This is a genomic window from Paraburkholderia sabiae, from assembly GCF_030412785.1.
GTDB classification, from domain to species: Bacteria; Pseudomonadota; Gammaproteobacteria; order Burkholderiales; family Burkholderiaceae; genus Paraburkholderia; species Paraburkholderia sabiae.
This window is the reverse complement of sequence record NZ_CP125295.1, coordinates 3,919,050-3,942,024: the sequence shown is the minus strand read 5'-3', so window position 1 is coordinate 3,942,024 and position 22,975 is coordinate 3,919,050. Positions and strand designations below refer to the sequence as shown.

Annotated in this window: 18 protein-coding genes; 4 read left to right on the top strand and 14 right to left on the bottom strand. The window is 64.5% G+C overall.

All coding sequences use genetic code 11. The features are described from left to right. Positions 1 to 2 precede the first annotated feature (2 nt). Together malQ and treY are read left to right on the top strand one after the other, a co-directional pair. Complete coding sequence (gene malQ / locus QEN71_RS17715) at positions 3 to 2,183, top strand: 4-alpha-glucanotransferase (RefSeq protein ID WP_201659948.1); 2,181 nt, start codon at positions 3 to 5, stop codon at positions 2,181 to 2,183. After that, entirely contained in the window at positions 2,180 to 5,014 is a 2,835-nt protein-coding gene (gene treY / locus QEN71_RS17710) for a malto-oligosyltrehalose synthase (protein WP_201659951.1), read from the top strand. The genes malQ and treY overlap by 4 nt, the downstream gene beginning before the upstream one ends. Before the next feature lie 24 nt (positions 5,015 to 5,038). Here treY and QEN71_RS17705 read toward each other — a convergent pair whose 3' ends face one another. Continuing rightward, on the bottom strand, positions 5,039 to 6,382 hold the full coding sequence (locus QEN71_RS17705) for a hemolysin family protein (protein WP_201659954.1): 1,344 nt from the start codon (positions 6,380 to 6,382) through the stop codon (positions 5,039 to 5,041). Between the two features lie 115 nt (positions 6,383 to 6,497). Further along, positions 6,498 to 7,298 carry a sensor histidine kinase gene (locus tag QEN71_RS17700; protein ID WP_201659956.1) on the bottom strand — a complete coding sequence of 267 codons (801 nt, stop codon included), beginning with the start codon at positions 7,296 to 7,298 and terminating at the stop codon, positions 6,498 to 6,500. Positions 7,299 to 7,422: 124 nt separating this feature from the next. On the opposite strand from QEN71_RS17700, the gene QEN71_RS17695 reads away from it, so the two are divergent. Together QEN71_RS17695 and QEN71_RS17690 are read left to right on the top strand one after the other, a co-directional pair. Then, positions 7,423 to 7,764, top strand: a complete 342-nt coding sequence (locus tag QEN71_RS17695; protein WP_028371069.1) for an FKBP-type peptidyl-prolyl cis-trans isomerase — start codon at positions 7,423 to 7,425, stop codon at positions 7,762 to 7,764. Between the two features lie 31 nt (positions 7,765 to 7,795). Further along, complete coding sequence (locus QEN71_RS17690) at positions 7,796 to 8,563, top strand: AraC family transcriptional regulator (protein WP_201659959.1); 768 nt, start codon at positions 7,796 to 7,798, stop codon at positions 8,561 to 8,563. 666 nt (positions 8,564 to 9,229) lie between these two features. On the opposite strand, the gene QEN71_RS17685 is transcribed toward QEN71_RS17690, so the two are convergent. From QEN71_RS17685 to QEN71_RS17630, 12 genes are all read right to left on the bottom strand, one after another. Further along, positions 9,230 to 10,414 (bottom strand): O-succinylhomoserine sulfhydrylase, encoded by a 1,185-nt coding sequence (locus QEN71_RS17685; protein ID WP_201659961.1) that lies wholly within the window; start codon positions 10,412 to 10,414, stop codon positions 9,230 to 9,232. Between the two features lie 128 nt (positions 10,415 to 10,542). Further along, a complete protein-coding gene (gene purF, locus QEN71_RS17680) occupies positions 10,543 to 12,093 on the bottom strand; it encodes an amidophosphoribosyltransferase (RefSeq protein ID WP_201659963.1) in 1,551 nt (516 codons plus the stop codon). A 135-nt stretch (positions 12,094 to 12,228) separates the two neighbouring features. Further along, a complete protein-coding gene (locus QEN71_RS17675; protein WP_201659965.1) occupies positions 12,229 to 12,723 on the bottom strand; it encodes a CvpA family protein in 495 nt (164 codons plus the stop codon). 7 nt (positions 12,724 to 12,730) lie between these two features. Next, positions 12,731 to 13,669, bottom strand: coding sequence for an SPOR domain-containing protein (locus QEN71_RS17670; protein WP_201659967.1), 939 nt, complete (start codon positions 13,667 to 13,669; stop codon positions 12,731 to 12,733). A 27-nt stretch (positions 13,670 to 13,696) separates the two neighbouring features. Continuing rightward, entirely contained in the window at positions 13,697 to 15,007 is a 1,311-nt protein-coding gene (gene folC, locus QEN71_RS17665; RefSeq protein WP_201659969.1) for a bifunctional tetrahydrofolate synthase/dihydrofolate synthase, read from the bottom strand. 123 nt (positions 15,008 to 15,130) lie between these two features. Continuing rightward, on the bottom strand, positions 15,131 to 16,003 hold the full coding sequence (gene accD, locus QEN71_RS17660; RefSeq protein WP_201659972.1) for an acetyl-CoA carboxylase, carboxyltransferase subunit beta: 873 nt from the start codon (positions 16,001 to 16,003) through the stop codon (positions 15,131 to 15,133). A gap of 82 nt (positions 16,004 to 16,085) precedes the next feature. Beyond that, a complete protein-coding gene (gene trpA / locus QEN71_RS17655) occupies positions 16,086 to 16,901 on the bottom strand; it encodes a tryptophan synthase subunit alpha (protein ID WP_201659975.1) in 816 nt (271 codons plus the stop codon). Between the two features lie 32 nt (positions 16,902 to 16,933). Then, positions 16,934 to 17,854 (bottom strand): DNA-methyltransferase, encoded by a 921-nt coding sequence (locus QEN71_RS17650; protein ID WP_201659977.1) that lies wholly within the window; start codon positions 17,852 to 17,854, stop codon positions 16,934 to 16,936. A gap of 11 nt (positions 17,855 to 17,865) precedes the next feature. Further along, positions 17,866 to 19,059 carry a tryptophan synthase subunit beta gene (gene trpB / locus QEN71_RS17645; protein ID WP_201659980.1) on the bottom strand — a complete coding sequence of 398 codons (1,194 nt, stop codon included), beginning with the start codon at positions 19,057 to 19,059 and terminating at the stop codon, positions 17,866 to 17,868. Between the two features lie 60 nt (positions 19,060 to 19,119). Then, positions 19,120 to 19,827, bottom strand: coding sequence for a phosphoribosylanthranilate isomerase (locus tag QEN71_RS17640; protein ID WP_201659983.1), 708 nt, complete (start codon positions 19,825 to 19,827; stop codon positions 19,120 to 19,122). Beyond that, positions 19,824 to 20,627: a tRNA pseudouridine(38-40) synthase TruA gene (gene truA, locus QEN71_RS17635; protein WP_201660003.1), complete on the bottom strand. Its 804-nt coding sequence runs from the start codon at positions 20,625 to 20,627 to the stop codon at positions 19,824 to 19,826. The genes QEN71_RS17640 and truA overlap by 4 nt, the downstream gene beginning before the upstream one ends. After that, positions 20,627 to 22,951 (bottom strand): FimV/HubP family polar landmark protein, encoded by a 2,325-nt coding sequence (locus QEN71_RS17630; RefSeq protein WP_201659985.1) that lies wholly within the window; start codon positions 22,949 to 22,951, stop codon positions 20,627 to 20,629. The genes truA and QEN71_RS17630 overlap by 1 nt, the downstream gene beginning before the upstream one ends. Positions 22,952 to 22,975: the final 24 nt, after the last annotated feature.

Here is a 22,975-nt window from a genome sequence, read left to right as displayed (position 1 = left end):
GCGTGGCCACGACCCGACGCCCCGGCATTTCCATCGACACGCTCGCCGCGCGCGCAGGCTTCGAAGTCGAATGGGAAGACGCGCATCACAACAAAAAGCGCGTGCCCGACAGCACGCTCGCCGCGCTGCTCGAACGCATGGGCCTGCCGTGCGGCAACGCCACGCAGATCCGCCAGAGCGCCGCGGCGCTCGAAGCCGAACTGTCCGGCCGCAAGCTGCCACCGTTGATGACGGTCGAATGCGGGCGCGGCATCGCACTGCCCGCTGCCGCGATCAAATCGGGCAGCCACTACCGGATCGAACTGGAGAGCGGCTCGCTGATCGACGGACGCTTCACCGCGCCCAAGGGCGAAGCGGCCCTGCTCTCGCCGATCGACGAGCCCGGCTACCACACGCTCGTGCTCAACGATCACCGGATGACGCTCGCCGTCGCGCCCGCGCGCTGCTACACGGTCGCCGACGCGTGGCGCGCGCTGCACGGCGACGACAAAAAGACGCCGCCGATGTGGGGCATCGCCGCGCAAATCTACGGGTTGCGGCGCGTGGGCGACGGCGGTATCGGCGATTACACGGCGCTGACCACGCTTGCGATCGAAAGCGCGAAACGCGGCGCGAATGCACTCGCGATCAGCCCGACGCACGCGATGTTCAGCGCGTTGCCGGGATCGTTCAGTCCATATTCGCCATCGTCGCGTTTGTGGCTGAACGTCACGCATATCGATCCCGCCGCCGTGTTCGGCGCGCAAGCCGCACAGGCCGCGCTCGATGCGGCGGGTGGTCTCGACACCTGGACGAAGCTCGAAGCGGAACCGCTGATCGACTGGAAGACGGCGACGCCGCTCAAGCTAAAGACACTGCGCGTGCTGTTCGAGCGCTTCTGCGCGAACGACCGCGCACAGGACTCGCCGCGCGCGCTGGAATTTCACGGCTTCTGCGAGCGCGGCGGCCGCGCGCTCGAAGACCACGCGCGCTTCGAAGCGCTGCATGCGTTCCAGTTGCAGCACGACGGCGAAGGCTACTGGCGCAAGTGGCCCGACGCGCTGCAAGACCCGCGCAGCCCCGAAGTCGAAGCGTTCGCGAACGAGCATCGGCATGAAGTCGAATTTCATCTGTTCCTGCAATGGCTCGCGTCGAAGGGACTGTCGCACGCGCAACATGCGGCGCGCGATGCGGGCATGGCGGTCGGACTGATCGCGGATCTCGCCGTCGGTTGCGATAGCGCAGGCTCGCATGCGTGGTCGTACCGCGACGACATGCTGCATGGCGTGTCCGTCGGCGCGCCGCCCGATCTGTTCAATCAGGCGGGTCAGGCGTGGGGACTCACCACCTTCTCGCCGCGCGCGATGCGCACGCAGGGCTTCTCGGCGTTCATCGACATGCTGCGCGCCGCATTCGCCAGCGCAGGCGGCATCCGCATCGACCACATTCTAGGGCTGCGGCGTCTGTGGCTCGTGCCCGAAGGCGAGCCCGCGAAGAACGGCGCGTATCTGCGCTATCCGCTCGAAGACATGCTGCGCCTGATCGCGCTCGAATCGTGGCGGCATCGCGCGATCGTGATCGGCGAAGACCTCGGCACCGTGCCGCCGGGTTTCCGCGAGCGACTCAGCGAACATGGACTCGCGGGCATCCGCGTGCTGTGGTTCGAACGCACGAAGGACGGCAAGGCCTTCATGGCGCCGGCCGAATGGGACCGCGGCGCCGTCGCGACGACGACCACGCACGATCTGCCGACCGTCACCGGCTGGTGGCGCGGCGAAGACATCGTGTGGCGCCATCGCGTCGGGCAAACGGCTGCGCGCGCCGATGGACGCGACCCCGTCGCGCTCGCGCAGGCCGAACGCGACAACGACCGCGCCGCGTTGTGGCAGGCGTTCCAGAAGGCGGGCATCGCCGCGTCCGACGTCGACCCGCCGCCGCCCGATGAAGCGCCCGTCGACGAAGCGCTCGCATTCGTCGCCGCAACGCCATCGCCGCTCGTCACGTATCCGCTCGAAGACCTGCTCGGTCTCGCCGATCAGCCGAATCTGCCCGGCTCGATCGACGAACATCCGAACTGGCGCCGTCGAGTGGTCCAGCCCGTCGACGCGCTGTTCGCCGACGAAACGTTTTGCGACCGTCTGCTCGCGATCGAGCGGGCACGCACCGACTCAACCTCTGCTTCTTCGTTGTCCGATACGCCATGACTGTTCCGCGCGCCACGCTCCGACTCCAGTTTCATCGCGACTTCACATTCGACGATGCGCTCGCGCACGTCGACTATTTCGCCGCGCTCGGCGTGAGCCATCTGTACGCTTCGCCGATCACGACAGCCACGCCGGGCTCGATGCACGGCTACGACACGGTCGATTACGGCCAGGTGAGCGCCGAATGCGGCGGCGAACACGGCCTGCGACGCCTCGCCGACAAGCTGCACGAACTCGGCATGGGCCTGATCGTCGACGTCGTGCCGAACCACATGGGCATGAGCAAACACAACGCGTGGTGGCAGGACATACTCGAATGGGGCCGCCATAGCGCGTTTGCGCGCTACTTCGATGTCGATTGGCACTCGCCCGACCCGGCGTTGCGCGGCAAGGTGCTGATGCCCGTGCTCGGCGCGTCGTATGGCGACGAACTGTTCGCGGGCCGCATCGCGCTGCGTTTCGATGCCGACAACGGACGCTTCAACATCGTGTATGCCGAGCACGAGTGCCCCGTGTGCCCGATCGATTACGCGGCTATCCTGCAATCGGCGGATCGCGCCGATCTGAGCGCGCTCGCCGACCGTTTCGCGCCCGTCACGACCCAGCCCGCCGACCACCCGCGCGCCGCCGAAGGCCGCGAAGCGTTGCGCGAGTTCGTGCGGCAGAACGGCGCGTCGGCGCTCGAGTTCGTGCTCGAAGCGTATTCGCCGGACGATCCTGTCACGCGCGACCGTCTGCATCGGCTGATCGAGCGGCAGCATTTCAGGCTCGCGTGGTGGCGCACGGCATCGGACGAAGTGAACTGGCGGCGCTTCTTCGATATCAGCACGCTCGCGGCGGTGCGCGTCGAGCGCGCCGAGGTGTTCGACGCCGTGCACGCGCTGATCTTCCGGCTCTATGCAGAAGGCGTGATCGACGGTTTGCGCATCGATCACATCGACGGGCTGGCCGAGCCGCGCGAATACGCGCAGCGGCTGCGTCAGCGGCTCTCGGAACTGCGCGAAGGCACGACGCCGTATATCGTCGTCGAAAAGATTCTCGCGCGCGGCGAAGCGCTGCGCGACGACTGGCCCGTGGACGGCACGACGGGCTACGACTTCATGAACGATGCGGGCGCGCTGCTGCACGATCCCGCGGGCGCCGCGCCGCTCGCCGACGCGTGGGCGGAACTGAGCGGCCGCCCCGCGAATTTCGCCGACGAAGCGCTGCCCGCGCGGCGCAAGATTCTCGCCGAGAATCTGCCCGCGGAACTCGACCGCGTGTCGCGCGCACTGCATCGGCTGGCGCGCGACAGCATCACCACGCGCGATTTCACTTACACGGCCATTCGCCGCGTGACCAATGAACTGGCCGCGCACTTTCCCGTCTATCGCATCTATCCGCAAAATGGCCTGCGCAGCGCCGCCGACAACGTGTATTTCGACGTCGCGCTCGATGCCGCGAGACAGACGCTGTCGCGTGCCGATCATGGCGTGCTCGCGCGCGTCGATGCGTGGCTCGGCAGCGGCGTGGACGAGAACGGCAACGGACGCGGCGCGGCATATTCAGCGCAGGCAAACGGCAATGCTAATCCGTTCAATCACACGGCGTCGGCGCGACGCACGGTGCAGACGCTGTTCTCGCAGCTGACGGCGCCCGTCGCCGCGAAGGCGATCGAAGATACCGCGTGCTATCGCTATGGACGTCTGCTGTCGCGCTGCGAAGTGGGCGCAGATCCGGGCGAGTTCGCGCTGTCGGTCGAGGCGTTTCATGCGGGCAATCAGGAACGCGCGCGGCGCTTTCCACACGCGATGCTCGCGACGGCGACGCACGATCACAAGCGCGGCGAAGACACGCGCGCGCGGCTTGCCGTGCTGAGCGAAATCGCCGATGAGTGGGTCGCGACGCTGCGCGCATGGACGACGTTGAACACGCCGCATCGCCGTGCTTTGAACGGCAATGCCGATGACTGGGCGCCCGGCCCGGCGGCGGAGGCGATGCTGTATCAGACGCTGGTGGGCTGCTGGCCGCCCGGTCTTTCATCCGACGACGAAGCGGGCATCAAGGCACTCGCCGAGCGCGTCGCGCAATGGCAACTGAAGGCGCTGCGCGAAGCGAAGCTGCGCACCACCTGGCTCGCGCCCGACGAAGCCTTCGAAGACGGTTGCCGCGAGTTTCTGTTCGACATACTCGCGCCGCAGCGCCGCGACGGATTTCTGCGCGAACTGAGCGATTTCGTTGCGCGTATCGGTCGGGCAGGTGTGGTGAACAGCTTGCAGCAGACGGTGTTGCGTCTTGCGTCGCCGGGTGTGCCCGATCTTTATCAGGGCACCGAACTATGGGACTTCAGCCTCGTCGATCCTGACAACCGGCGTCCCGTCGATTTTTCACAGCGTCAGCGGATGCTCGCGGAAGCGCGGCCTTCCGACTATCTCGCCAACTGGCGCGACGGCCGCGTGAAGCTCGCGATCAATCAGCGAATGCTCGCACTTCGGATGCAGATTCCGGAATTGCTTAGCAACGGCAGCTATCTGCCGCTTACGGTGCAAGGCAAGCATGCGGAACGCGTGATCGCGTTCGCGCGGCGTCAGGGCAACTGCTGGGCTGTCGTGATCGCAACGCGTCTTTCGATGGCGCTGCTCGATGCGGACAGCGCTTTGCCGCTGGTCGACCCCATCGCGTGGGACGAAACGGCCGTGCAGATGCCCGAAGAACTGTTCGGGCGCGCGCTGTTCGACTGGCTGAGCCCCGCCGCGCCGAAGGTCGAGGATACGGGGCTGCTCTATTTGCGCGAAGCGCTGACGACGATGCCCGTTGCCGTGCTCGTCGAGGATGGTGTGCCGCGCGTGTGAACGCTTCACGACCGCGTGTGAAGATCAGCCGCCTTCGTCGTCAAAGACCTTCGGATAGACGCGCACGAGCACGATACGCGGCCCCTTCATTCGCTTGACGACCACGTCGAAACGGTCGAACTCCACGCGCTGCCCTTCTTCGGGCAGATCGCCGAGCGCGTTGATCACGAGACCGCCGACCGACTCCGCGCTGCCTTCGTCGATATCGATACCGAGAGCGCGCTCCAGCGACACCACGGGCAAACTGCCCTTGCCCATCAGCGTGCCGTCGTCCATGCGCGTCCAGTCGGCATCACCTTGACGGAATTCGTCGTGAATCTGACCGACCAGCGCGCCGAGCAGGTTGTCGAGCGTGAGAAAGCCGATCGGCTTCGCATTCTTCCTGCCGACCAGCGCGAGATGCGGCGCGCCCTTGCGAAAGCGCCGGAACAGTTCGAGCGCGGGCATTTCCGGCTTCACGTACTGCACGGGACGCACGTAGCGCGACAGGTCGTCGAGCGTGCTGCCCGCGTGGCGCGCGAGCAGCAAGTCCTTCAGATGGATCGTGCCCGCGACACGTTCGCCCGTCGCATCTTCGAGCAGCGGATAACGGCTGAAACGATGGCGCGCGACGATCTGCATGTTGTCGCGCCACGGCAGATCGCGGCGCAGGCTCACGAGTTCATGTGCCGGCCGCATCAGGTCGGACACGGTCATGCGCGAGAAATCGAGCGAATGCGCGATCGTGTTCCATTCGTCCTGTGAGTAGGCGTCTTCCGGCGCGTCGAGTTCGTTCGTCACGCTCGCGCGGCGGCCGCGCAGAATCAGCTTGAGTTCTTCCGTCGAGTAATGCGTGTCGCCGCCGTGATCGGACGCGAGACCGGCGATGCGCAGCACGGCGTTCGCGCTGGTGTTGAGCACCCAGATGGCCGGATACATCGCCCAGTAGAAGCCGTAGAGCGGCATCGCGACCCACAGCGAAATCTGTTCGGCCTGGCGGATGGCCAGCGACTTCGGCGCCAGTTCGCCGACCACGATGTGCAGAAACGAAATACACGTGAACGCGAAGAACAGCGAGATGCCGTGTATCAGGTTCTCGTTCTGGATGCCGAGCACATGGAACACCGGGTTCAGCAGTTCGGCAAACGCCGGTTCGCCGATCCAGCCTAACCCGAGCGACGCGAGCGTGATACCCAGCTGGCACGCGGACAGATAGGCATCCAGCCGGCCATGCACTGTTGCGAGCAGCTTGCCGCGCAAGCCATGCTTCTCCGCGAGCGTTCGCACGCGTGTCTGCCGCAGCTTCACGAGACCGAATTCGGCAGCGACAAAGAAACCGTTGAGGGCAACGAGCAACAACGCGCCAATGAGGGCGACGACCTGGATCAAAGCGAAGGACTCCGGCAACAAAAGCCGTCAGTATAGAGTGCGAAAGGCACCCGAAAGAGATGAGCGCGCATGAACTGGCCATCCGGCCAGGTCACGCGCGTTTCGACGTGTGCGCTCACGCGCCGGCGAGCGGCACGCGCAGCTTGAGCGTGGTCGGTTGGCCGTCCGCCCATTCGCCCTGCTCGAACGCGCCGTCGTGTGCGTCCGACACGCGCTTGCAGAGACTCAGCACCCATGAAATGCGGCTGGCTTCGCGCGGGTGCGTGGCTTGCGCACGCGCGAAATTTTCGAGCACGTGAGGCAACGACGGGTCGGTCAGTGCGGCGGGCGACGCCTGCCAGGAAACGGTGGCGCAGAACTTCGAGGCATCGATATCGGCGTCGAGCGTCACGGTCGTGCCATTCGCGCTCGCTTCCACTGCGAACGTGACGAGCAGCCACAGCGCGGCGGCGAGGCGCTCGCGGTCGCCGTCCATCTGCTGGTCGGCGAGCGGTGTGTTCAGCGCGAGCGTGACACCGCGCCGCGCCGCGAGCCCTTCGCGCACATCGCCGAGCGTTTCGTCGAGCAATGGACGCAACGCGAACGGCGCGCGGTTCAACGCGAGCGCTTTGGTTTCGGCGCGCGTCGTGTCGACGATCGATTCGAGTAGCTTCACCTGCTGGTCGACACCATTCCGGATACCTTCGAGCGCGCGTTGCGCGGTGGCGTCGTTTGCATCGATCTTGCGGTCGAGCACATAGGCCCAGCTATGAATCGCGTTCAACGGGCTGCGCAGGTCGTGCGACACCAGCGACAGCACATGATCGCGCATGAAGAGCGCCGTTTCGGCGCTGCGCCGCGCGGTTCGCTCGGTGATGGCAGGCATCTCCTCGCTGCGGCCGGAAGAAGACGGGGTAGATGTGCTCACGATCGACATCCTTGTTGACGGTTCAGCGTTGGTTGCGGTCTGGACATTATAGGCATGGCCGTTCGGCCAATCTTCGCGAAGGTATGACAACACGCCTACAATAGTGGTTTCGAACGATTACAAGGAGCATCGCATGACTACTGTCACCACTGAATCGGGCCTCAAGTACGAAGACCTGAAGGAAGGCACGGGCGCGGAAGCGAAGGCCGGCCAGACCGTCAGCGTGCATTACACCGGCTGGCTGACGGACGGCCAGAAGTTCGATTCGAGCAAGGACCGTAACGACCCGTTTGCGTTCGTGCTGGGCGGCGGCATGGTCATCAAGGGCTGGGACGAAGGCGTGCAGGGCATGAAGGTCGGCGGCGTACGCAAGCTGACCATTCCGCCGCAACTCGGCTACGGCGTGCGTGGCGCAGGCGGCGTAATTCCGCCGAACGCGACGCTCGTGTTCGAAGTCGAATTGCTCGACGTCTGAGCGTTTCTGCGTTTTAGCGAAGTTGCGTGACATGAGCCACGTCGTCGTCGACGCGCCCAGCGTTTCCCTGCGCCGTTACGGCGCGGTGGAAGCGTCGGACGTTCACGACTTTCATCAGATCGTGCTGGGTCTCGACGGTTCGATGGTGATGGCCGTCGATGGCGTCGCGCATGAAATCGACCGGTCGGCTGCATGGCTCATTCCAGCGGGTTCGCGGCACGACTACGCGGGTGTCGGCGAGAACCGGCAGCTTGTGCTCGATCTGCCGGCGTTGTCGGTCGCGGTGCCACAGCGTTTGTTTGATCGGGCGCGTGCGGTGTCGATCGATGGATCGCTTACGCAACTCGTATCGCATATCGCGGGTCGCGCGACGGGGCATATCGACGGCGATGCCGCGTGGCGCCGGTTCAATTGGGATGCGGCTGCGAGGTTGTGCGCGGCGATACTCGAAGATTCGGGTACGTCGGATGCTGTGCCGGGCGGCGGTTTGGATTTTGCGCGTATCGATGCGTGGTTGCGGGCGAGATTGTCCGAGCCTTTACGCATTGCCGATCTCGCCGCGCATTGCGGGTTTGGGATGCGGCGGTTTCATCAGCTGTTTATCGAGGCGTTTGGTGAGACACCCCATCGGTATTTGCAGCGGGTTCGGCTTGATGTGTCGTTGACGTTGCTTTTGGATTCGCGTCGGTCGTTGACGGATGTTGCGCTTGAGGTTGGGTTCGGCGATCAGAGCGCCTATACGCATGCGTTTACCCGGCGGTTTGGGATTGCGCCGGGGCAGTGGCGCGGAGTGCACTGAGGTTTTATCGTTTTTGCTTTTGTCTGCGACGCTAGTCGCTGTTCTGGCTTTTTGCCTTTTTTGGTTTTTGCGTTTTGTCTTTCGCTGGCGTCCGCGAATTCGCATCCGTGCTTCACTCGTTGCCCCTGTGCGGGGCGGCAGTTACTTTCTTTGCCGCGGCAAAGAAAGTAACCAAAGAAAGCCGCTTTTGAACCTCCGGTGCCTGCCAGGATAACGCTACGGCATGCGTTCTTTGAGCTGTCGCGCAGCAACGCGAACCTCCGTAGAAAGCCCGCAGTGAGGTGCGCGCGGCGCGAAAGTTGACATCCACTTGGGGCACATTCGGTCGGCTTGCTTTTGTCCGTTTGCCTTCGGTCCAATTGCGGCGGTTTGTGCTCCAGACTGTGTGTGGATTTTTCGTCGTGCGCGGTTGACTGCGGGCTTTCTACGGAGTGCCGACGTCGCTGCGCCACAGCTCAAAGAACGCATGCCGTAGCGTTATCCAGGCGGGCACCGGAGGTTTGAAGCGGCTTTCTTTTGCCTACTTTTCTTTGCCGCTGCAAAGAAAAGTAGGTGCCGCCCCGCACAGGGGCGACGCTAGCAAACCGATACGAAATCGCGGATGCCAGCGAAAGACAAAAAGCAAAAACAAAAACAAAAACAGCGACTATCGTCGCAGACAAAAAACTACAAACCCCTGGCGAGATCCCCGCGAATATCATCTACATTCTCAAGCCCAACAGCCAGCCGAACCAAACCCTCAGTAATACCAGCCGAAGCGCGAGCTTCAGCAGAAACACGCCCATGCGTCGTCGTAGCAGGATGCGTAATGGTCGTCCGCGTATCACCAAGATTCCCGGTGATCGAGCAGATCTTGGTGCTATCGATCACCCGCCAGGCATTAGCGCGCATCTCCTCGGGCGTGTCGCCCTTGAGTTCGAACGACACAATCGCACCACCCGCCTTCTGCTGCCGCTTCGCGATCTCATACTGCGGATGCGACTCCAGCCCGGGATAGAACACACGCCCAACAGAAGGATGCTGATCGAGCCAACGCGCGATCTCCAGCGCATTCGCCGACTGTCGCTCGACGCGCAGCGACAACGTCTCCAGGCCCTTCAGCAAAATCCACGCATTGAACGCAGACAACGTCGGCCCCGCGCTGCGCACGAACGGAAACACCTTTTCCATGATGAACTGCTTCGAGCCGACCAACGCGCCACCAAGCACACGTCCCTGCCCGTCGAGGAACTTGGTCGCCGAATGCATCACGACGTCCGCGCCGAGTTTCAGCGGCTGTTGCAGCGCCGGACTGCAGAAACAGTTGTCGACAACGAACAGCGCATTCGCCGACTTCGCGATCCTGCTGATCGCCTCGATATCCGCGATCTCAGTCAGCGGGTTCGACGGCGTTTCGAGGAAGAACATCTTCGTCTCGGGACGCACCGCGTTCTTCCATGCGTCGAGATCGGTCGGATCGACGAAGGTCGTCGTAATGCCGAACTTGCTGAAAATCTGCGAGAACATGCCGAGCGTCGAACCGAACAGACTCCGCGAGCTGACAAGATGATCGCCTGCCTGCAACGCCGACATCACCACTGACATGATCGCGCTCATCCCCGACGCCGTCGCCATGCACGCCTCGCCGCCTTCGAGCGCCGCCAGACGTTCCTGGAACATCGTCACAGTCGGATTCGAGAAGCGAGAGTAGGTGTAATAGTCTTCGGAATTCTTAAAGCGCTCGGCGGCTTCTGCGGCGCTCGCAAAGACAAAGCTCGACGTCAGAAAGAGCGCCTCGGAATGTTCGCCGAATTCGCTGCGCAACGTGCCCGAGCGGACTGCGAGTGTGTCGAAGTTCAGGGAATCGTCCATGTTCGTTTCGTTCCGTTTTCAGATCGCACGCAAGAGCAACCAGCGAGAGCAACAAAAAAGCCCGCTTTGCATAAGCATAAGCGGGCTTCGTGTGGGCTGCGAGCCAATGCTCGCGCGCTGACGTCGTGTTACTCGACCGACAACTGCAGGTGCAATTGCGAACGCGCAGCGCCACCGTCGATCGCTTCGCTTGCCGCGTCGCGGTCCGACTGCGCCGACGGCGCGAGGCGCGCGGATTCGATGCGATCGAGATATTCCGACGTCACATCGCCCGTGATGTAGTTGCCGTCGAAGCACGAAGCCTCGAACTCCTTCAGCGCCGGGTTGATGTCACGCACCGCGTTCTTCAGCGCGTCGACGTCCTGATAGACGAGGAAGTCGGCGCCGATCAGACGCGCCACTTCTTCGTCCGAACGGTCATGCGCGACGAGTTCGCTGCGCGTCGGCATGTCGATGCCGTACACGTTGGGGAACTTCACGGGCGGCGCGGCCGACGCGAAAATCACCTTGCTCGCGCCCGCATCGCGCGCCATCTGCACGATTTCATGCGAGGTGGTGCCGCGCACGATCGAATCGTCGACGATCAGCACGTTCTTGCCCTTGAACTCGATGCCCATCGCGTTCAGCTTCTGGCGCACCGACTTCTTGCGCACCGCCTGGCCCGGCATGATGAAGGTGCGGCCCACATAACGGTTCTTGAAGAAGCCTTCGCGATACTCGACGCCGAGCTTCGCGGCAACCTGCATCGCTGCAGGACGCGACGAATCGGGAATCGGCATCACGACGTCGATCTTCACGTCCTTCGGCAGTTCGCGCAGGATCTTCTCGGCGAGATAGTCGCCCATGCGCAGACGCGCGTTGTAGACGGGCACGCCGTCGAGCACCGAATCCGGACGCGCGAGATACACGAGTTCGAAAATGCACGGGTTCAGGCTCGCGTTCGGCGCGCATTGCTGCGCGTGGAAGTTGCCTTCGAAGTCGATGAAAATCGCTTCACCCGGCGCCACGTCGCGCACGAATTCGAAGCCGATGCCTTCGATCGCCACCGATTCCGATGCGAGCATCCATTCGGTGCCCGACGCCGTTTCCAGCTTGCCGATACACAGCGGACGAATGCCGAACGGGTCGCGGAAGCCGAGCAGACCGTAGCCGGAGATCAGCGACACGATCGCGTACGAGCCGCGCACGCGGCGGTGCACGCCCGACACGGCCTTGAACATCGCCGCCGGATCGAGTTGCAGGCCCGAGCTGGCCGTCTGCACTTCGTGCGCGAGCACGTTGAGCATCACTTCCGTGTCGGAATTCGTATTGATGTGGCGGCGATCGACGCGGAACATCTCGTCTTTCAGCTGCTGCCAGTTGGTCAGGTTGCCGTTGTGCGCGAGGATGATGCCGAACGGCGCGTTCACGTAGAACGGCTGGGCTTCTTCTTCGCTCGACGCGGAACCCGCCGTCGGATAACGCACCTGGCCGATGCCGCTCGTGCCGGGCAAGCTGCGCATGTTGCGCGTGCGGAACACGTCGCGCACCATGCCGTTCGCCTTGTGCATGTGGAAAGTGCTGCCGTTCGCCGTGGCGATGCCGGCTGCGTCCTGACCGCGGTGCTGCAGCAGCAGCAGGCTGTCATACAGCAACTGGTTGACGGGAGACTGGGAAACTACGCCTACGATGCCGCACATGGCATGTCCTTCAAAGGGTACGAAATTCGAACAGTGCGGCCTGCCTGGGAGACAGCCGCGCGCGCCGTGGTCCTGCATGCTTCACCATCGGCCCGCCTTGTCATCCGCCTTCGCCCCTTGCGTGCAACGCGATCGTTACACGTGGACGTAGGCGGCGAGCGTTTCGGGAAGCAGAGGCTTCAACTCTCGCACGCCCTGCTCGGCGTAGGGCCGTAGCAGCGCGTTGCGCCAGAATTCCTGTTTGGGCAGTTCGGTCAAGCCAGCGAGGGCGACCAGAATCAGCACCAGTATGACCCCGCGTACGAGGCCGAACATCAGTCCAAGCGAGCGGTCCACTCCGCCCAGGCCGGACACCTGCACCAGCCGGCTCAATAGCGCGTTCGCCACGCTCGCCACCAGAATCACACCGATGACGATGGCCGCAAACGCGATCAGCCACTGCGTCAGCGCGCCGCCCGGCCAGTTAGACGGCACGAAGGGCACCAGCAGCCCCACGAAGCGCGCCGCTACCAGAAACGCGACGACCCAGCCGATCAGTCCGAACACCTCGGACAAAAAGCCGCGCCAGCCGCCGCGCAGTGCCGACAGCCCGATCACCGCCATTACAGCGTAGTCGAACGCGGTGAACATCGCCGGATTACTGCGCAGTGCCGTTGTTCGCACCCGACGACAGCCCAGCCTCGCGAACCTTCGCGATGGCCGCCGACGCCGCCGCACGATCCGCGAACGGACCGGCGCGCAACATGGTGCGGGTAGAGCCGTCAGCCTGCTTGCGACGCTCCGTATATGCGGGCACGCCCGCCGCTTTCAACTTGTTCGCCCACGTGTGCGCGCTCGCGTCGTCCTGGAACGCGCCCAACTGCACCGCAAAGCGGCTGCCGGGAGGCGCCGCGGGCGTGCCCGTTTCAGTGCCGGAGGCAGCTGCTTGCGCCGTCTGGGTTGCTTGCGTCGATGCGGGTTTCTGTTCCGGTTTTGCCGCTGGCTTCGTTTCCGGTTGCGGCTTCGCGGCGGGTTTCGCCGCCTGCGCCGGCGTGTTATTCGCGACGACGGCGGGTGCCTGCGGCTTCGCCGGGGTCATTGCGATGGGTGCGTTCTTGCTGTCGCCGCTGCGCTGGGAAGCAACGGCGCCCGTCGCCGCCGCGCCCGATGCTGCGGGTGCAAGACCCGAAGCGGCCAGCGCCGCTTCCGGTGCGGCCGGATTGTCCGGTGCGACGCCCGCCTGCGTGTCGGCGTCTTCAGACGCACGCGCTTTCGGCGCGGGACGGTTCGGAATGTCGATGGAAATGTCGTCGGTGACGGGCTTCGGATGTGAATCCAGCACCATCGGGAGAATCACGACGGCTGCGATCACCAGCGCGATTGCACCGACGAGGCGGCGACGTGCGCGCTGCTTTTCGGGAAGCGTGGGGTCGAGCAGCATCGCGTCGGCGTCGCCGGAACGCTCCGTGCGACGGCTGCGCCGTTCGACCCGCTCCGCGCGTTCTGCGCGCTCGGCACGACTACCGCGACTGGAACTGGATTTTGCGCCGCGCCGCGTAGGTGCGTCGTCTTTCTTGCCGAACGAAAAAATACCCATGAATGGCTTGGTTCGAGGCCCGCGCGTTCAGTGCTGCTGCGATTTACGGTAGGCCATCACGCCTGCAACCGTATAGAAACTGCCGAAAACCACGATTCTATCATTTTCGGAGGCTCGTTTTAGCGCATCCTGGAAAGCTTCTGCAGGTGTTGCAAAACGCTTGACGCCGCCGTCCGGCCCATCCGTGACGCCCGCATCGCGCAACGCGGCATCCAGTTCTTCGGCGCTGGCCGCGCGCGGCGTCGGCAGATCGGTCACGTTCCAATGATCGATTTCGCCCGTCAGATGGCTCAGCACGCCCGCGATGTCCTTGTCGCGCATCGAGCCAAAAACTGCGTACGTGTACGGAAAATAGCCCATATTGCCGAGATTTTGTCCCAGCACAGCGGCTGCGTGCGGATTGTGACCGACGTCCAGCACGATCGACGGCTTGCCGGGCAGCACCTGGAAGCGTCCCGGCAATTCGACATTCGCGAGCCCCAGACGGATGTCCTGCGCCGACACAGGAAGCCGGTCGCGCAGGGCTTCGAGCCCGGCCAGCGCCGCCGTCGTATTGATCAGCTGATTCGCGCCGCGCAGCGCGGGGTAAGCCAGCGCGGAGCGGCGCATCGACGGGCCGATGTAGCTCCACTGCTGCCGCTCGTTGCCTGGCTGCGCTTCGTAGCGGAAATCGCGTCCAAAAAGCCACAAATCGGCGCCGATCTTCTCGGCGTGATCGATCAGTGTTTGCGGCGGGACGGGATCGGCGCAGATCGCCGGCTTGCCCGCGCGGAAGATACCCGCTTTCTCGAACGCGATTTTGTCGCGCGTATCGCCGAGGAAGTCGGTGTGATCGATGTCGATGCTGGTGATAATCGCGCAGTCGGTATCGAGGATGTTCACGGCGTCCAGCCGCCCGCCCAGTCCCACTTCGAAAATCACCGCGTCGAGGCCGCGCTCTGCGAACAGATGCATGATCGCGAGCGTCGTGAACTCGAAATACGTCAGCGAAACGGGCTCAGGCAGCGAGCGACGCGCCTTTTCGACCGCTTCGAAATGCGGCAGCAGCGCCGCGTCCGTCGCCATTTCGCCGTTGATCCGCGCGCGCTCGTTGAACGACAGCAGGTGCGGCGACGTATGACAGCCAACGCTGTAACCGGCGCGCAGCAGGATCGATTCGAGAATCGCGCAGGTGGAACCCTTGCCGTTCGTGCCGCCGACCGTGATCACCGGGCACGCAAACGACAGTTGCAACGCGTCGCGCACCTGGCTGATGCGCGCAAGGCCCATGTCGATGCCGACGGGATGAGCGGATTCCAGGTGCGTGAGCCACGCGTCGAGAGTGGGGAAAGTGGTCATCTGAGAAACTGGCAGTGCGGATCGGAATTATCCTAGAAATGACAACGCGCCGCTTGAAACCTTCTCGCGGCGCGTTGGCTTTTTCCGACTCACCGCGCGGCGTAAAGCGCGGCGTCAAGACGTTCAGGCGACTGCGTCCGCCGGCTGGCGCGTCAGCAGCGCCATCAGTTGCGCGAGTTCTTCACGCAGCTTGCGACGGTCGACGATCATGTCGATCGCGCCCTTTTGCAGCAGGAATTCGGCACGCTGGAAGCCTTCCGGCAGCTTTTCGCGCACAGTCTGCTCGATCACGCGCGGGCCGGCGAAGCCGATCAGCGCCTTCGGCTCGGCGATCACGACGTCGCCGAGGAACGCGAAGCTCGCCGACACGCCGCCCATCGTCGGGTCGGTCAGCACGGAGATGGACGGCAGCTTGGCTTCGGCGAGCTTGGTCAGCATCGCGGTGGTCTTGGCCATCTGCATCAGCGACAACAGGCTTTCCTGCATCCGCGCGCCGCCTGAAGCGGTGAAGCAGATGAACGGCACATGCTGCTCGATCGCGTTCTGCGCGCCGCGCGCAAAGCGCTCGCCGACCACGGAACCCATCGAGCCGCCCATGAACGCGAACTCGAAGCACGCAACCACCACGGGCAACGTGTGGATCGAGCCGCCCATCACGACCATCGCGTCGGTTTCGTCGGTCTCGTCCATCGCCTCTTTCAGGCGATCGGGGTACTTGCGGCTGTCCTTGAACTTGAGCGCGTCGACCGGCAGGATTTCCTGACCGATCTCGTAGCGACCTTCCGGATCGAGCAAGCCGTCCAGCCGTTCGCGCGCGCCGATCCGCATATGGTGGTCGCACTTCGGGCAGACGTGCAGATTCGCCTCGACGTCGTTGCGGTACAGGACCGCTTCGCACGACGGGCACTTGATCCACAGCCCTTCCGGAATGCCCTTGCGGCTCTTCGGGTCGGTTTGCTTGATTTTCGGCGGCAACAGTTTGTCGAGCCAGCTCATGATGATTCCTTCCAGGATCCGCGATACGAACGACGGCGCAGCAGAAACTGCGCCGCCATACTAACCGCGACAAAAATGATGTTTATCGGGCAGTCGCGCCGATGCTGTCGAGCGCCTGGCGAATCTCGCTGATGAAATTCGTCAGTTTGCCGGCAGCGGACTCGGGTGCTGCTTCTTGGAGCAATTGCACGATACGGCTGCCGATCACGACGGCATCGGACACTTCGGCCACAGCGCGCGCGGATTGCGCGTCACGGATGCCGAAACCGACGCCCACCGGCAGCGGTACGCGCGACTTGATGGCCGGGATTTTACCCGCGATGCTCAAAACGTCCAGATTTGCAGCGCCCGTCACACCCTTGAGCGATACATAGTAGACGTAACCGGACGCGATTTTACCAACCTCCACGATGCGTTCGTCCGTCGACGTAGGCGCGAGCAGAAAAATCGGGTCGATCCCGGCCGCCTTCATCTTTTCGGCGAAGTTAGCCGATTCTTCCGGCGGATAGTCGACGACCAGCACGCCGTCGACGCCCGCGTCCTGCGCAGCCGCGGCGAACGCGTCGGCGCCCATGCGCTCGATCGGGTTCGCGTAGCCCATCAGCACGACGGGCGTCTTGTCATCGGTCTCGCGGAAGCGCTTGACGTCGGCGAGCACGTGTTTCAGCGACACACCCTTCGCCAGCGCGCGCTCAGACGACTGCTGGATCACGGGACCATCGGCCATCGGGTCGGAGAACGGCACGCCGAGTTCGATGACATCGGCGCCGCCTTTCGCGAGCGCATGCATGAATTCGACAGTGCGTGCCGGATCGGGATCGCCGGCGGTCATGAATGGAATCAGACCTTTCTTGCCCTGCGCGGCCAGCGCCGCGAACGTGGATTGAATACGGGACATGGAATTTTCTCGAAGTCGATGACTGCGCTTTGTCAGGCCTGCGCCGTTGGATCGGCAATCGCGGCCTTGCTGCGACGGGGAACGGGCGGCGGCGGATTTGCCGCCAAACTGACCCGTTCTCGCGCTATCGCGCAGTAACTTTCATTGATCTCATAGCCGACGAATTCGCGTTTCTGACGGGCGCAAGCGACGGCCGTCGTGCCGCTTCCCATGAAGGGATCGAGCACGCGGCCGCCCGGCGGACAACTTGCCAGGACCATCCGCTCGACGATTTCGAGCGGTTTCTGGGTCGGATGGTCGACCCGCTCCGCGTGCTGCCGATGCAGGCGGGACACCGACCAGACGTCCTTGGGGTTGTAGCCGAGCTCCAGCCACTTGCTTCCTTCGAACAACTTACGCGAACGCGCCTTCTTCGTGACGGCATCGTACGGGATGCGGACGGGATCGAGGTCGAAAAAATAGTCTTTCGACACCGCGAAATAACCGATGTTGTCGTGCACCGACGTAAAACGGCGCGTCGTGCCGCCCATGCTCGGCACGCGCCGGTCCCAGATGATCTCGTTGATCATCAGGAGCCTGCTCTTCAGAAACACGAAGATTTCCGGCGCGTACTGCCACGTGCAGAAGATGTACAGCGAACCCGACGGCTTGAGCTTCGGAATGGCGAGATCGAGCCAGTCACGCGTCCAGGCGAGAAAATCCTCGCCCGAGCGCATGTCGGAATCGTTGCCATAGTCCTTGCCCAGACCATAAGGCGGATCGGCGACGATCAGATCGATCGAGCCGTCCGGCAGATTCGCTGCATCGGTCAAAAAATCGCGGTTGAGGAGCTGGATGCCGGCCGGCACGGCCAGCAACGGCGAAGCTTCCGTCCGTTGCGCGGCCTCGGCGACGCCAGCTTCGGCGTCACCCTTCAGCGCGGGCGGCTGCGGCTCCTCGAACTCGTCGCGCATCGTCGCGGCGCTCAGAACTGGATGCCCGATCGCTCGGCGACCGTGTGCATGTCCTTGTCGCCGCGGCCCGACAGGTTCACCAGAAGGATTTTGTCCTTCGGCAAGGTCGGCGCGAGCTTCGCCGCGTACGCGAGCGCGTGGCTCGACTCCAGCGCGGGAATGATGCCCTCGATGCGGCAGCAGTCGTGGAACGCCTTGAGCGCTTCTTCGTCGGTGATGCCGACGTATTCGGCGCGCCCGCTGTCCTTGAGCCACGCGTGCTCGGGACCGACGCCCGGATAGTCGAGGCCCGCCGACACCGAATGCGTCTCGATGATCTGGCCGTTCTCGTCCTGCAGCAGATACGTGCGATTGCCGTGCAGCACGCCCGGACTGCCGCCGATCAGCGATGCCGCGTGACGGCCCGTATCGATGCCGTCGCCGGCTGCTTCCACGCCGATCAGCTTCACCGATTTGTCGTCAACGTACGGATAAAAGATACCCATCGCATTCGAACCACCGCCAACACACGCGATCACAGCATCCGGCTGACGCCCCGTCAGTTCCGGCATCTGCACCTTGCATTCGTCGCCGATCACGCGCTGGAAGTCGCGCACCATCATCGGATACGGATGCGGACCGGCCACCGTGCCGATGATGTAGAACGTGTTTTCGACGTTCGTGACCCAGTCGCGCATCGCTTCGTTCAGCGCGTCCTTCAGCGTGCGCGAGCCCGATTCGACGGGCACGACGGTCGCGCCGAGCAACTTCATCCGGTACACGTTCGCGGCCTGGCGGCGCACGTCTTCCGCGCCCATGTACACGACGCACTCCATGCCGAAGCGCGCCGCGATGGTCGCCGTCGCCACGCCGTGCTGGCCCGCGCCCGTTTCCGCGATCACGCGCGGCTTGCCCATGCGTTTCGCGAGCAGCGCCTGGCCGATCACGTTGTTCACCTTGTGCGCGCCCGTGTGATTCAGGTCTTCGCGTTTCAGATAAACCTGCGCGCCACCGAGCAGTTCGCTCCAGCGTTGCGCGTGATAAACGGGGGAAGGACGACCGACGAAGTACTTCAGTTCGCGCTCGTATTCGGCGATGAAGTCCGGGTCTTTGGAGTATTTCTCGTACGCAACGCGCAGTTCGTCAATCGCCTGCACGAGGGTTTCGGCGACGAACACGCCGCCATATTGGCCGAAGTGGCCACGTTCATCGGGTAAGTTGTACATATTCCGTCACTCTTCTCAGCTGGCCGCGCATCGCATCAGATGCACAGCGCGGCCTGGAAATCACCGGGCGTCCGCTTCGCGCACTGCGCGCACGAACGCCGCCATCCGGGCGTGATCCTTCACGCCCTTTGCGCCAGACACTTCGATGCCGCTCGAGACATCGACCGCGTACGGGCGCACACGATGAATCGCATCACGTACGTTTTGCGTGTTCAACCCACCACTCAAAACGGCCCGACGCGCGAGCTCTTCTGGAATAAGTGACCAATCGAAGACCTTCCCGCCGCCGCCATAGCCCTCGACATGTGTGTCGAACAGGAGACCACTGGCGGCCGAATAGTTAAGCGCCGATTTTACCAAATCGGCCGGCTCAGTATCTGCCGCAATGCGCAATGCGCGCAACCAAGGCAAACCCGCAACGCCCGCGAGCTTTTCGCACTGCTCGGGAGTTTCGTCGCCGTGAAACTGGAGCATCGTCAGCGGCACGTTGCAGATGACGTCGCTGAACCACTCGGGCGTCGGATTCACGAACAGACCGACCACCGACACGAACGGCGGGATATCGCGCGTCATCTCGACGGCCTGTGCCACGCTCAGCGCGCGCGGGCTCGGCGGATAGAACACGAGGCCGATCGCATCGGCGCCAAGGTCGATGGCATGGGCGACGTCGGCGGCATTGCCGAGTCCACACAGCTTGATGCGCGTGCGGCGCGGCACGGCGCTGTCGGCAGACGAAACGCTTTCGGCTTGGGTGTCGGCGGAAGTCATGAGTCGGTCCAAACGGTACTCCACGGAACGCTGCCCGCCTGCGGCGCAGGCACGGCAAACGTCTCAGGATAGCCCACCTGAGCGAGATACAGCCCGTCGGGCATGAAAGTGGGCGCGGCGCGACTCCGGTCGCGGCCTTCGAGCACTTCCGCAAGCCATGCCGCGGGATAACGCGCTCGGCCCACGGCGACCAGACAGCCCATCAGATTCCGCACCATATGATGCAGGAATGCGTTGGCCCGGAAGCGGAAGTGAATGAAGTCGCCTTGCGGCCGGATATCGATCTGATACAAATGCTTGACGGGCGTCTTCGCCTGGCATTCCGACGAACGGAACGCCGAGAAATCGTGCTCGCCGATCAGACAGGCGGCCGCCTCGCGCATCGCGTCGACGTCGAGCGGCGTGTGGATCCAGCCGGCGCGGCTCGCGAGCATCGGCGAGCGCACGGGATGCACATACAGCGCGTAGTAATACGTGCGCTCGAACGCCGAGAAGCGCGCGTGGAATGCCTCGGGCATCGGCTTGGCCCATTGCACGGCGACCGTGGACGGCAAGAACGCGTTCGTGCCGCGCACCCACGAAAACTCTGCGCGGTCGAGTTCCGTATCGAAATGCACGACCTGCCCGAGACCGTGAACGCCCGTATCCGTGCGCCCTGCGACGACCGTCTGCAGCGGCGTCAACGCGAACTCGCGCAGCGCCCGCTCGAGCGTGTCCTGCACCGTCTTGCCGTGCGGCTGCGACTGCCAGCCGCAAAATGCCGCGCCGTCGTACTGGATGCCAAGCGCGATCCGCGTCATCACGAAAGCGGCGCGAGCGTCGACAGCAACGCGCGCGCGTCGGCGCGCGTGTCGGCATCGTTCGACTCGATGACTTCGTTAATCAGCGTGCGCGCACCGACGACGTCGCCGAGATCGATATATTCGACGGCCAGATCGAGCTTGTTGCGCGCAATGCGTGCGATCTCGTCCGGCGAGAACGACGGCACGGCCTGCGCCGGCGACGGCGGCAGTTCGAGATCGAAATCGAGCTTCAGCGCGCCGAAGCGCGACGCGCCCAGACCCGCGACAGCCGCCGCGCCCGCCGTGCCAGCGATGATTTCATCGCCGGCGGCACGGGCTTGCGTCAGATGCGAGGGCACCGCCTGCTGCGCGGTGATTTCCGGCGCGACGACGGGCTGCGTCGCCAGCGAACCGGGCGCCGTCACTGCGGGTGCAGCCGACGCAAACGGCTCGGTGCGCGGCGGCAGCGCGAATTCGTCGATGCTGTCGAGCGCGCGCATCGCCTCGCGCGGGAATTCGTCCGGCACAGCCGGTTCCAGCGGCGGCGGCGCGCCGAGCGGCAGCGACGTCGCGGCATGCGGTTCCGCGTCGTCTTCTACGTGAGTTTCGTCGATGGCCTCGGGTAGCGGCTCGATCAACTGCTCGTGCTGAGCGGCCGGCTCGACATGGCTCAGCTGAATGGCAGGCGCGGCGGGCGCGCTGGGTTGCTCGAACGTCGGTTCGATCTGTTCCGAAGCGGGCGCGGGACCGAGATCGAGCACGAACGGCTTGGGCGTCGCGCCCGACTCGCCGTGCGGCGCGCCGATCGGCTCGACGAAATGCGGCTCGACGGGTTCGTGGATCGGCGTTTCATCGAGCGACAAGTCGGCGGCAGGGGCGACGGCAGCGGCTTCGTCCGGCGTCAGCTCCTGTTCGCGCGCGGCCTGCTCGAGCTCGGCCGCTTCGGCGGCGCGCACTTCTTCGCGAGCCGGATCGAGCGATTCGCGCGGCAGCGCATCGGCGCCGAGCGTCGCGGCGGCGTCGAGCGCGGCCTCGGCGGACGCGGCATGGAACGTTTCCGGCTCGGGCTTGAGTTCGGCCTCATGCTCAGGCGCGGCCGAGATTTCTTCATAAGCAGCGGCGGCGGCAACTGCGCTGACATCGTGCGATTCCGGTTCCGGCTGCGTCTGAGCCGTCGAAGCCGCTTCGTCACGCGGCGTGGAGGCAAACGGTTCTGCGGCAGCGGGCGCGACAGGCGGCGTCTCTTCTTCGCGGTCAAGGTCCGCGCTGGCCGCTTCCTGCGCACGCGCGGCCTTGCGGCGGCGGCGCATCGTCAGGCCGGCCAGCAGCGCCACGAGCGCAGCGCCGGCGATGCCGGCGGCAGCGAGATATTCCTGCGGAATTCCGGCGGGCTGGCTGGCGGCCGGCGCCTTCGACGGCGCGGCGTGCGCCGGTGCGCTCGCGCCCGGAGCCGCGTTCGAAGGCTGCGTCGCGGTCGTTGCAGGCGCGCCGTTTTCGTTCGCGTCCGGCTGTTTGCCGATGCCGTGCTTCTGCAACTCCATCAGCACGCGATTCTTCAGCGCCAGCAACTGCTGCAAGCTCGACGGACGCGTCTGTGAGGCAGGCTGCCCGTTGTTCGCAGCGGGCGCACTGGGCGGCGTTGCCGCGGGCTCGCTGTTTTGAATCGATCCGGAATATGAAGAGCCGCTCGCAGTCGAAGCCGACGGTGCGGCGGTCCCGCTCGTCGGCTGCGCGCCTGCTGCGGGAGCGGACGTTGCCTCGGCTGTCGCAGGTGCGCTGGCGCCTTGCGTCGCGGGCGTTGCGTTTGTCGTCGCTGCCGCCGACGATGCACCCGCGCCAGCCGTCGCAGCCGGTGCCGCAGCCGAAGTCGTCGCGGAAGCGTTGTTGTTGCCCGCCGCCGCCTGCGCCGTCGGATTAGACGCCGCGGAAGCCGGTGCCGCCGCCGATGCCGCGACGACGGGCGCACCCGTCGCGTCGACGGAAGGCAGGTTCAGCACAGCGCCCAGCCGTAAACGGCTCGGATCGTGCCCCATGAACGCGTTGGGATTCGCGTCGAAAATCGCCTTCGCCGCGCGCGCCAGCACAGTGTGGTCGTGCGACTGCGTCATCGCGATCGCGGCGTCGTTCAGCGATTGCCCCGGCTGAACGGTGAATTGTGCGCCTCCTGCGTTGGCACCCGCCGGTGCGCTCGCGGCCGCAGCGGCGCTGGCCGCCCCCGTGGTCGCCGTCTGCGCGTAGGTCGGGACCGACAGCGCGCCGAGGAAGACGATTGCGACAGCCGCCGCAATCTGCTGCGAGCCGCTACGTGTGGCGGCTTGAAGAATAGGGAATCGGGCCGTCATCGGGACCTTTCGTGCGCGGTCGTG

What these genes read in the sequence shown, in the direction of transcription:
- truA (WP_201660003.1), bottom strand. Translation starts at nt 20,627, where the DNA reads ATGACGCGGATCGCGCTTGGCATCCAGTACGACGGCGCGGCATTTTGC.
- QEN71_RS17695 (WP_028371069.1), top strand. Translation starts at nt 7,423, where the DNA reads ATGACTACTGTCACCACTGAATCGGGCCTCAAGTACGAAGACCTGAAG.
- purF (WP_201659963.1), bottom strand. Translation starts at nt 12,093, where the DNA reads ATGTGCGGCATCGTAGGCGTAGTTTCCCAGTCTCCCGTCAACCAGTTG.
- accD (WP_201659972.1), bottom strand. Translation starts at nt 16,003, where the DNA reads ATGAGCTGGCTCGACAAACTGTTGCCGCCGAAAATCAAGCAAACCGAC.
- QEN71_RS17675 (WP_201659965.1), bottom strand. Translation starts at nt 12,723, where the DNA reads ATGTTCACCGCGTTCGACTACGCTGTAATGGCGGTGATCGGGCTGTCG.
- trpB (WP_201659980.1), bottom strand. Translation starts at nt 19,059, where the DNA reads ATGTACAACTTACCCGATGAACGTGGCCACTTCGGCCAATATGGCGGC.
- QEN71_RS17640 (WP_201659983.1), bottom strand. Translation starts at nt 19,827, where the DNA reads ATGACTTCCGCCGACACCCAAGCCGAAAGCGTTTCGTCTGCCGACAGC.
- QEN71_RS17690 (WP_201659959.1), top strand. Translation starts at nt 7,796, where the DNA reads ATGAGCCACGTCGTCGTCGACGCGCCCAGCGTTTCCCTGCGCCGTTAC.
- folC (WP_201659969.1), bottom strand. Translation starts at nt 15,007, where the DNA reads ATGACCACTTTCCCCACTCTCGACGCGTGGCTCACGCACCTGGAATCC.
- treY (WP_201659951.1), top strand. Translation starts at nt 2,180, where the DNA reads ATGACTGTTCCGCGCGCCACGCTCCGACTCCAGTTTCATCGCGACTTC.
- QEN71_RS17685 (WP_201659961.1), bottom strand. Translation starts at nt 10,414, where the DNA reads ATGGACGATTCCCTGAACTTCGACACACTCGCAGTCCGCTCGGGCACG.
- trpA (WP_201659975.1), bottom strand. Translation starts at nt 16,901, where the DNA reads ATGTCCCGTATTCAATCCACGTTCGCGGCGCTGGCCGCGCAGGGCAAG.
- QEN71_RS17700 (WP_201659956.1), bottom strand. Translation starts at nt 7,298, where the DNA reads ATGTCGATCGTGAGCACATCTACCCCGTCTTCTTCCGGCCGCAGCGAG.
- QEN71_RS17670 (WP_201659967.1), bottom strand. Translation starts at nt 13,669, where the DNA reads ATGGGTATTTTTTCGTTCGGCAAGAAAGACGACGCACCTACGCGGCGC.
- QEN71_RS17630 (WP_201659985.1), bottom strand. Translation starts at nt 22,951, where the DNA reads ATGACGGCCCGATTCCCTATTCTTCAAGCCGCCACACGTAGCGGCTCG.
- QEN71_RS17650 (WP_201659977.1), bottom strand. Translation starts at nt 17,854, where the DNA reads ATGCGCGACGAGTTCGAGGAGCCGCAGCCGCCCGCGCTGAAGGGTGAC.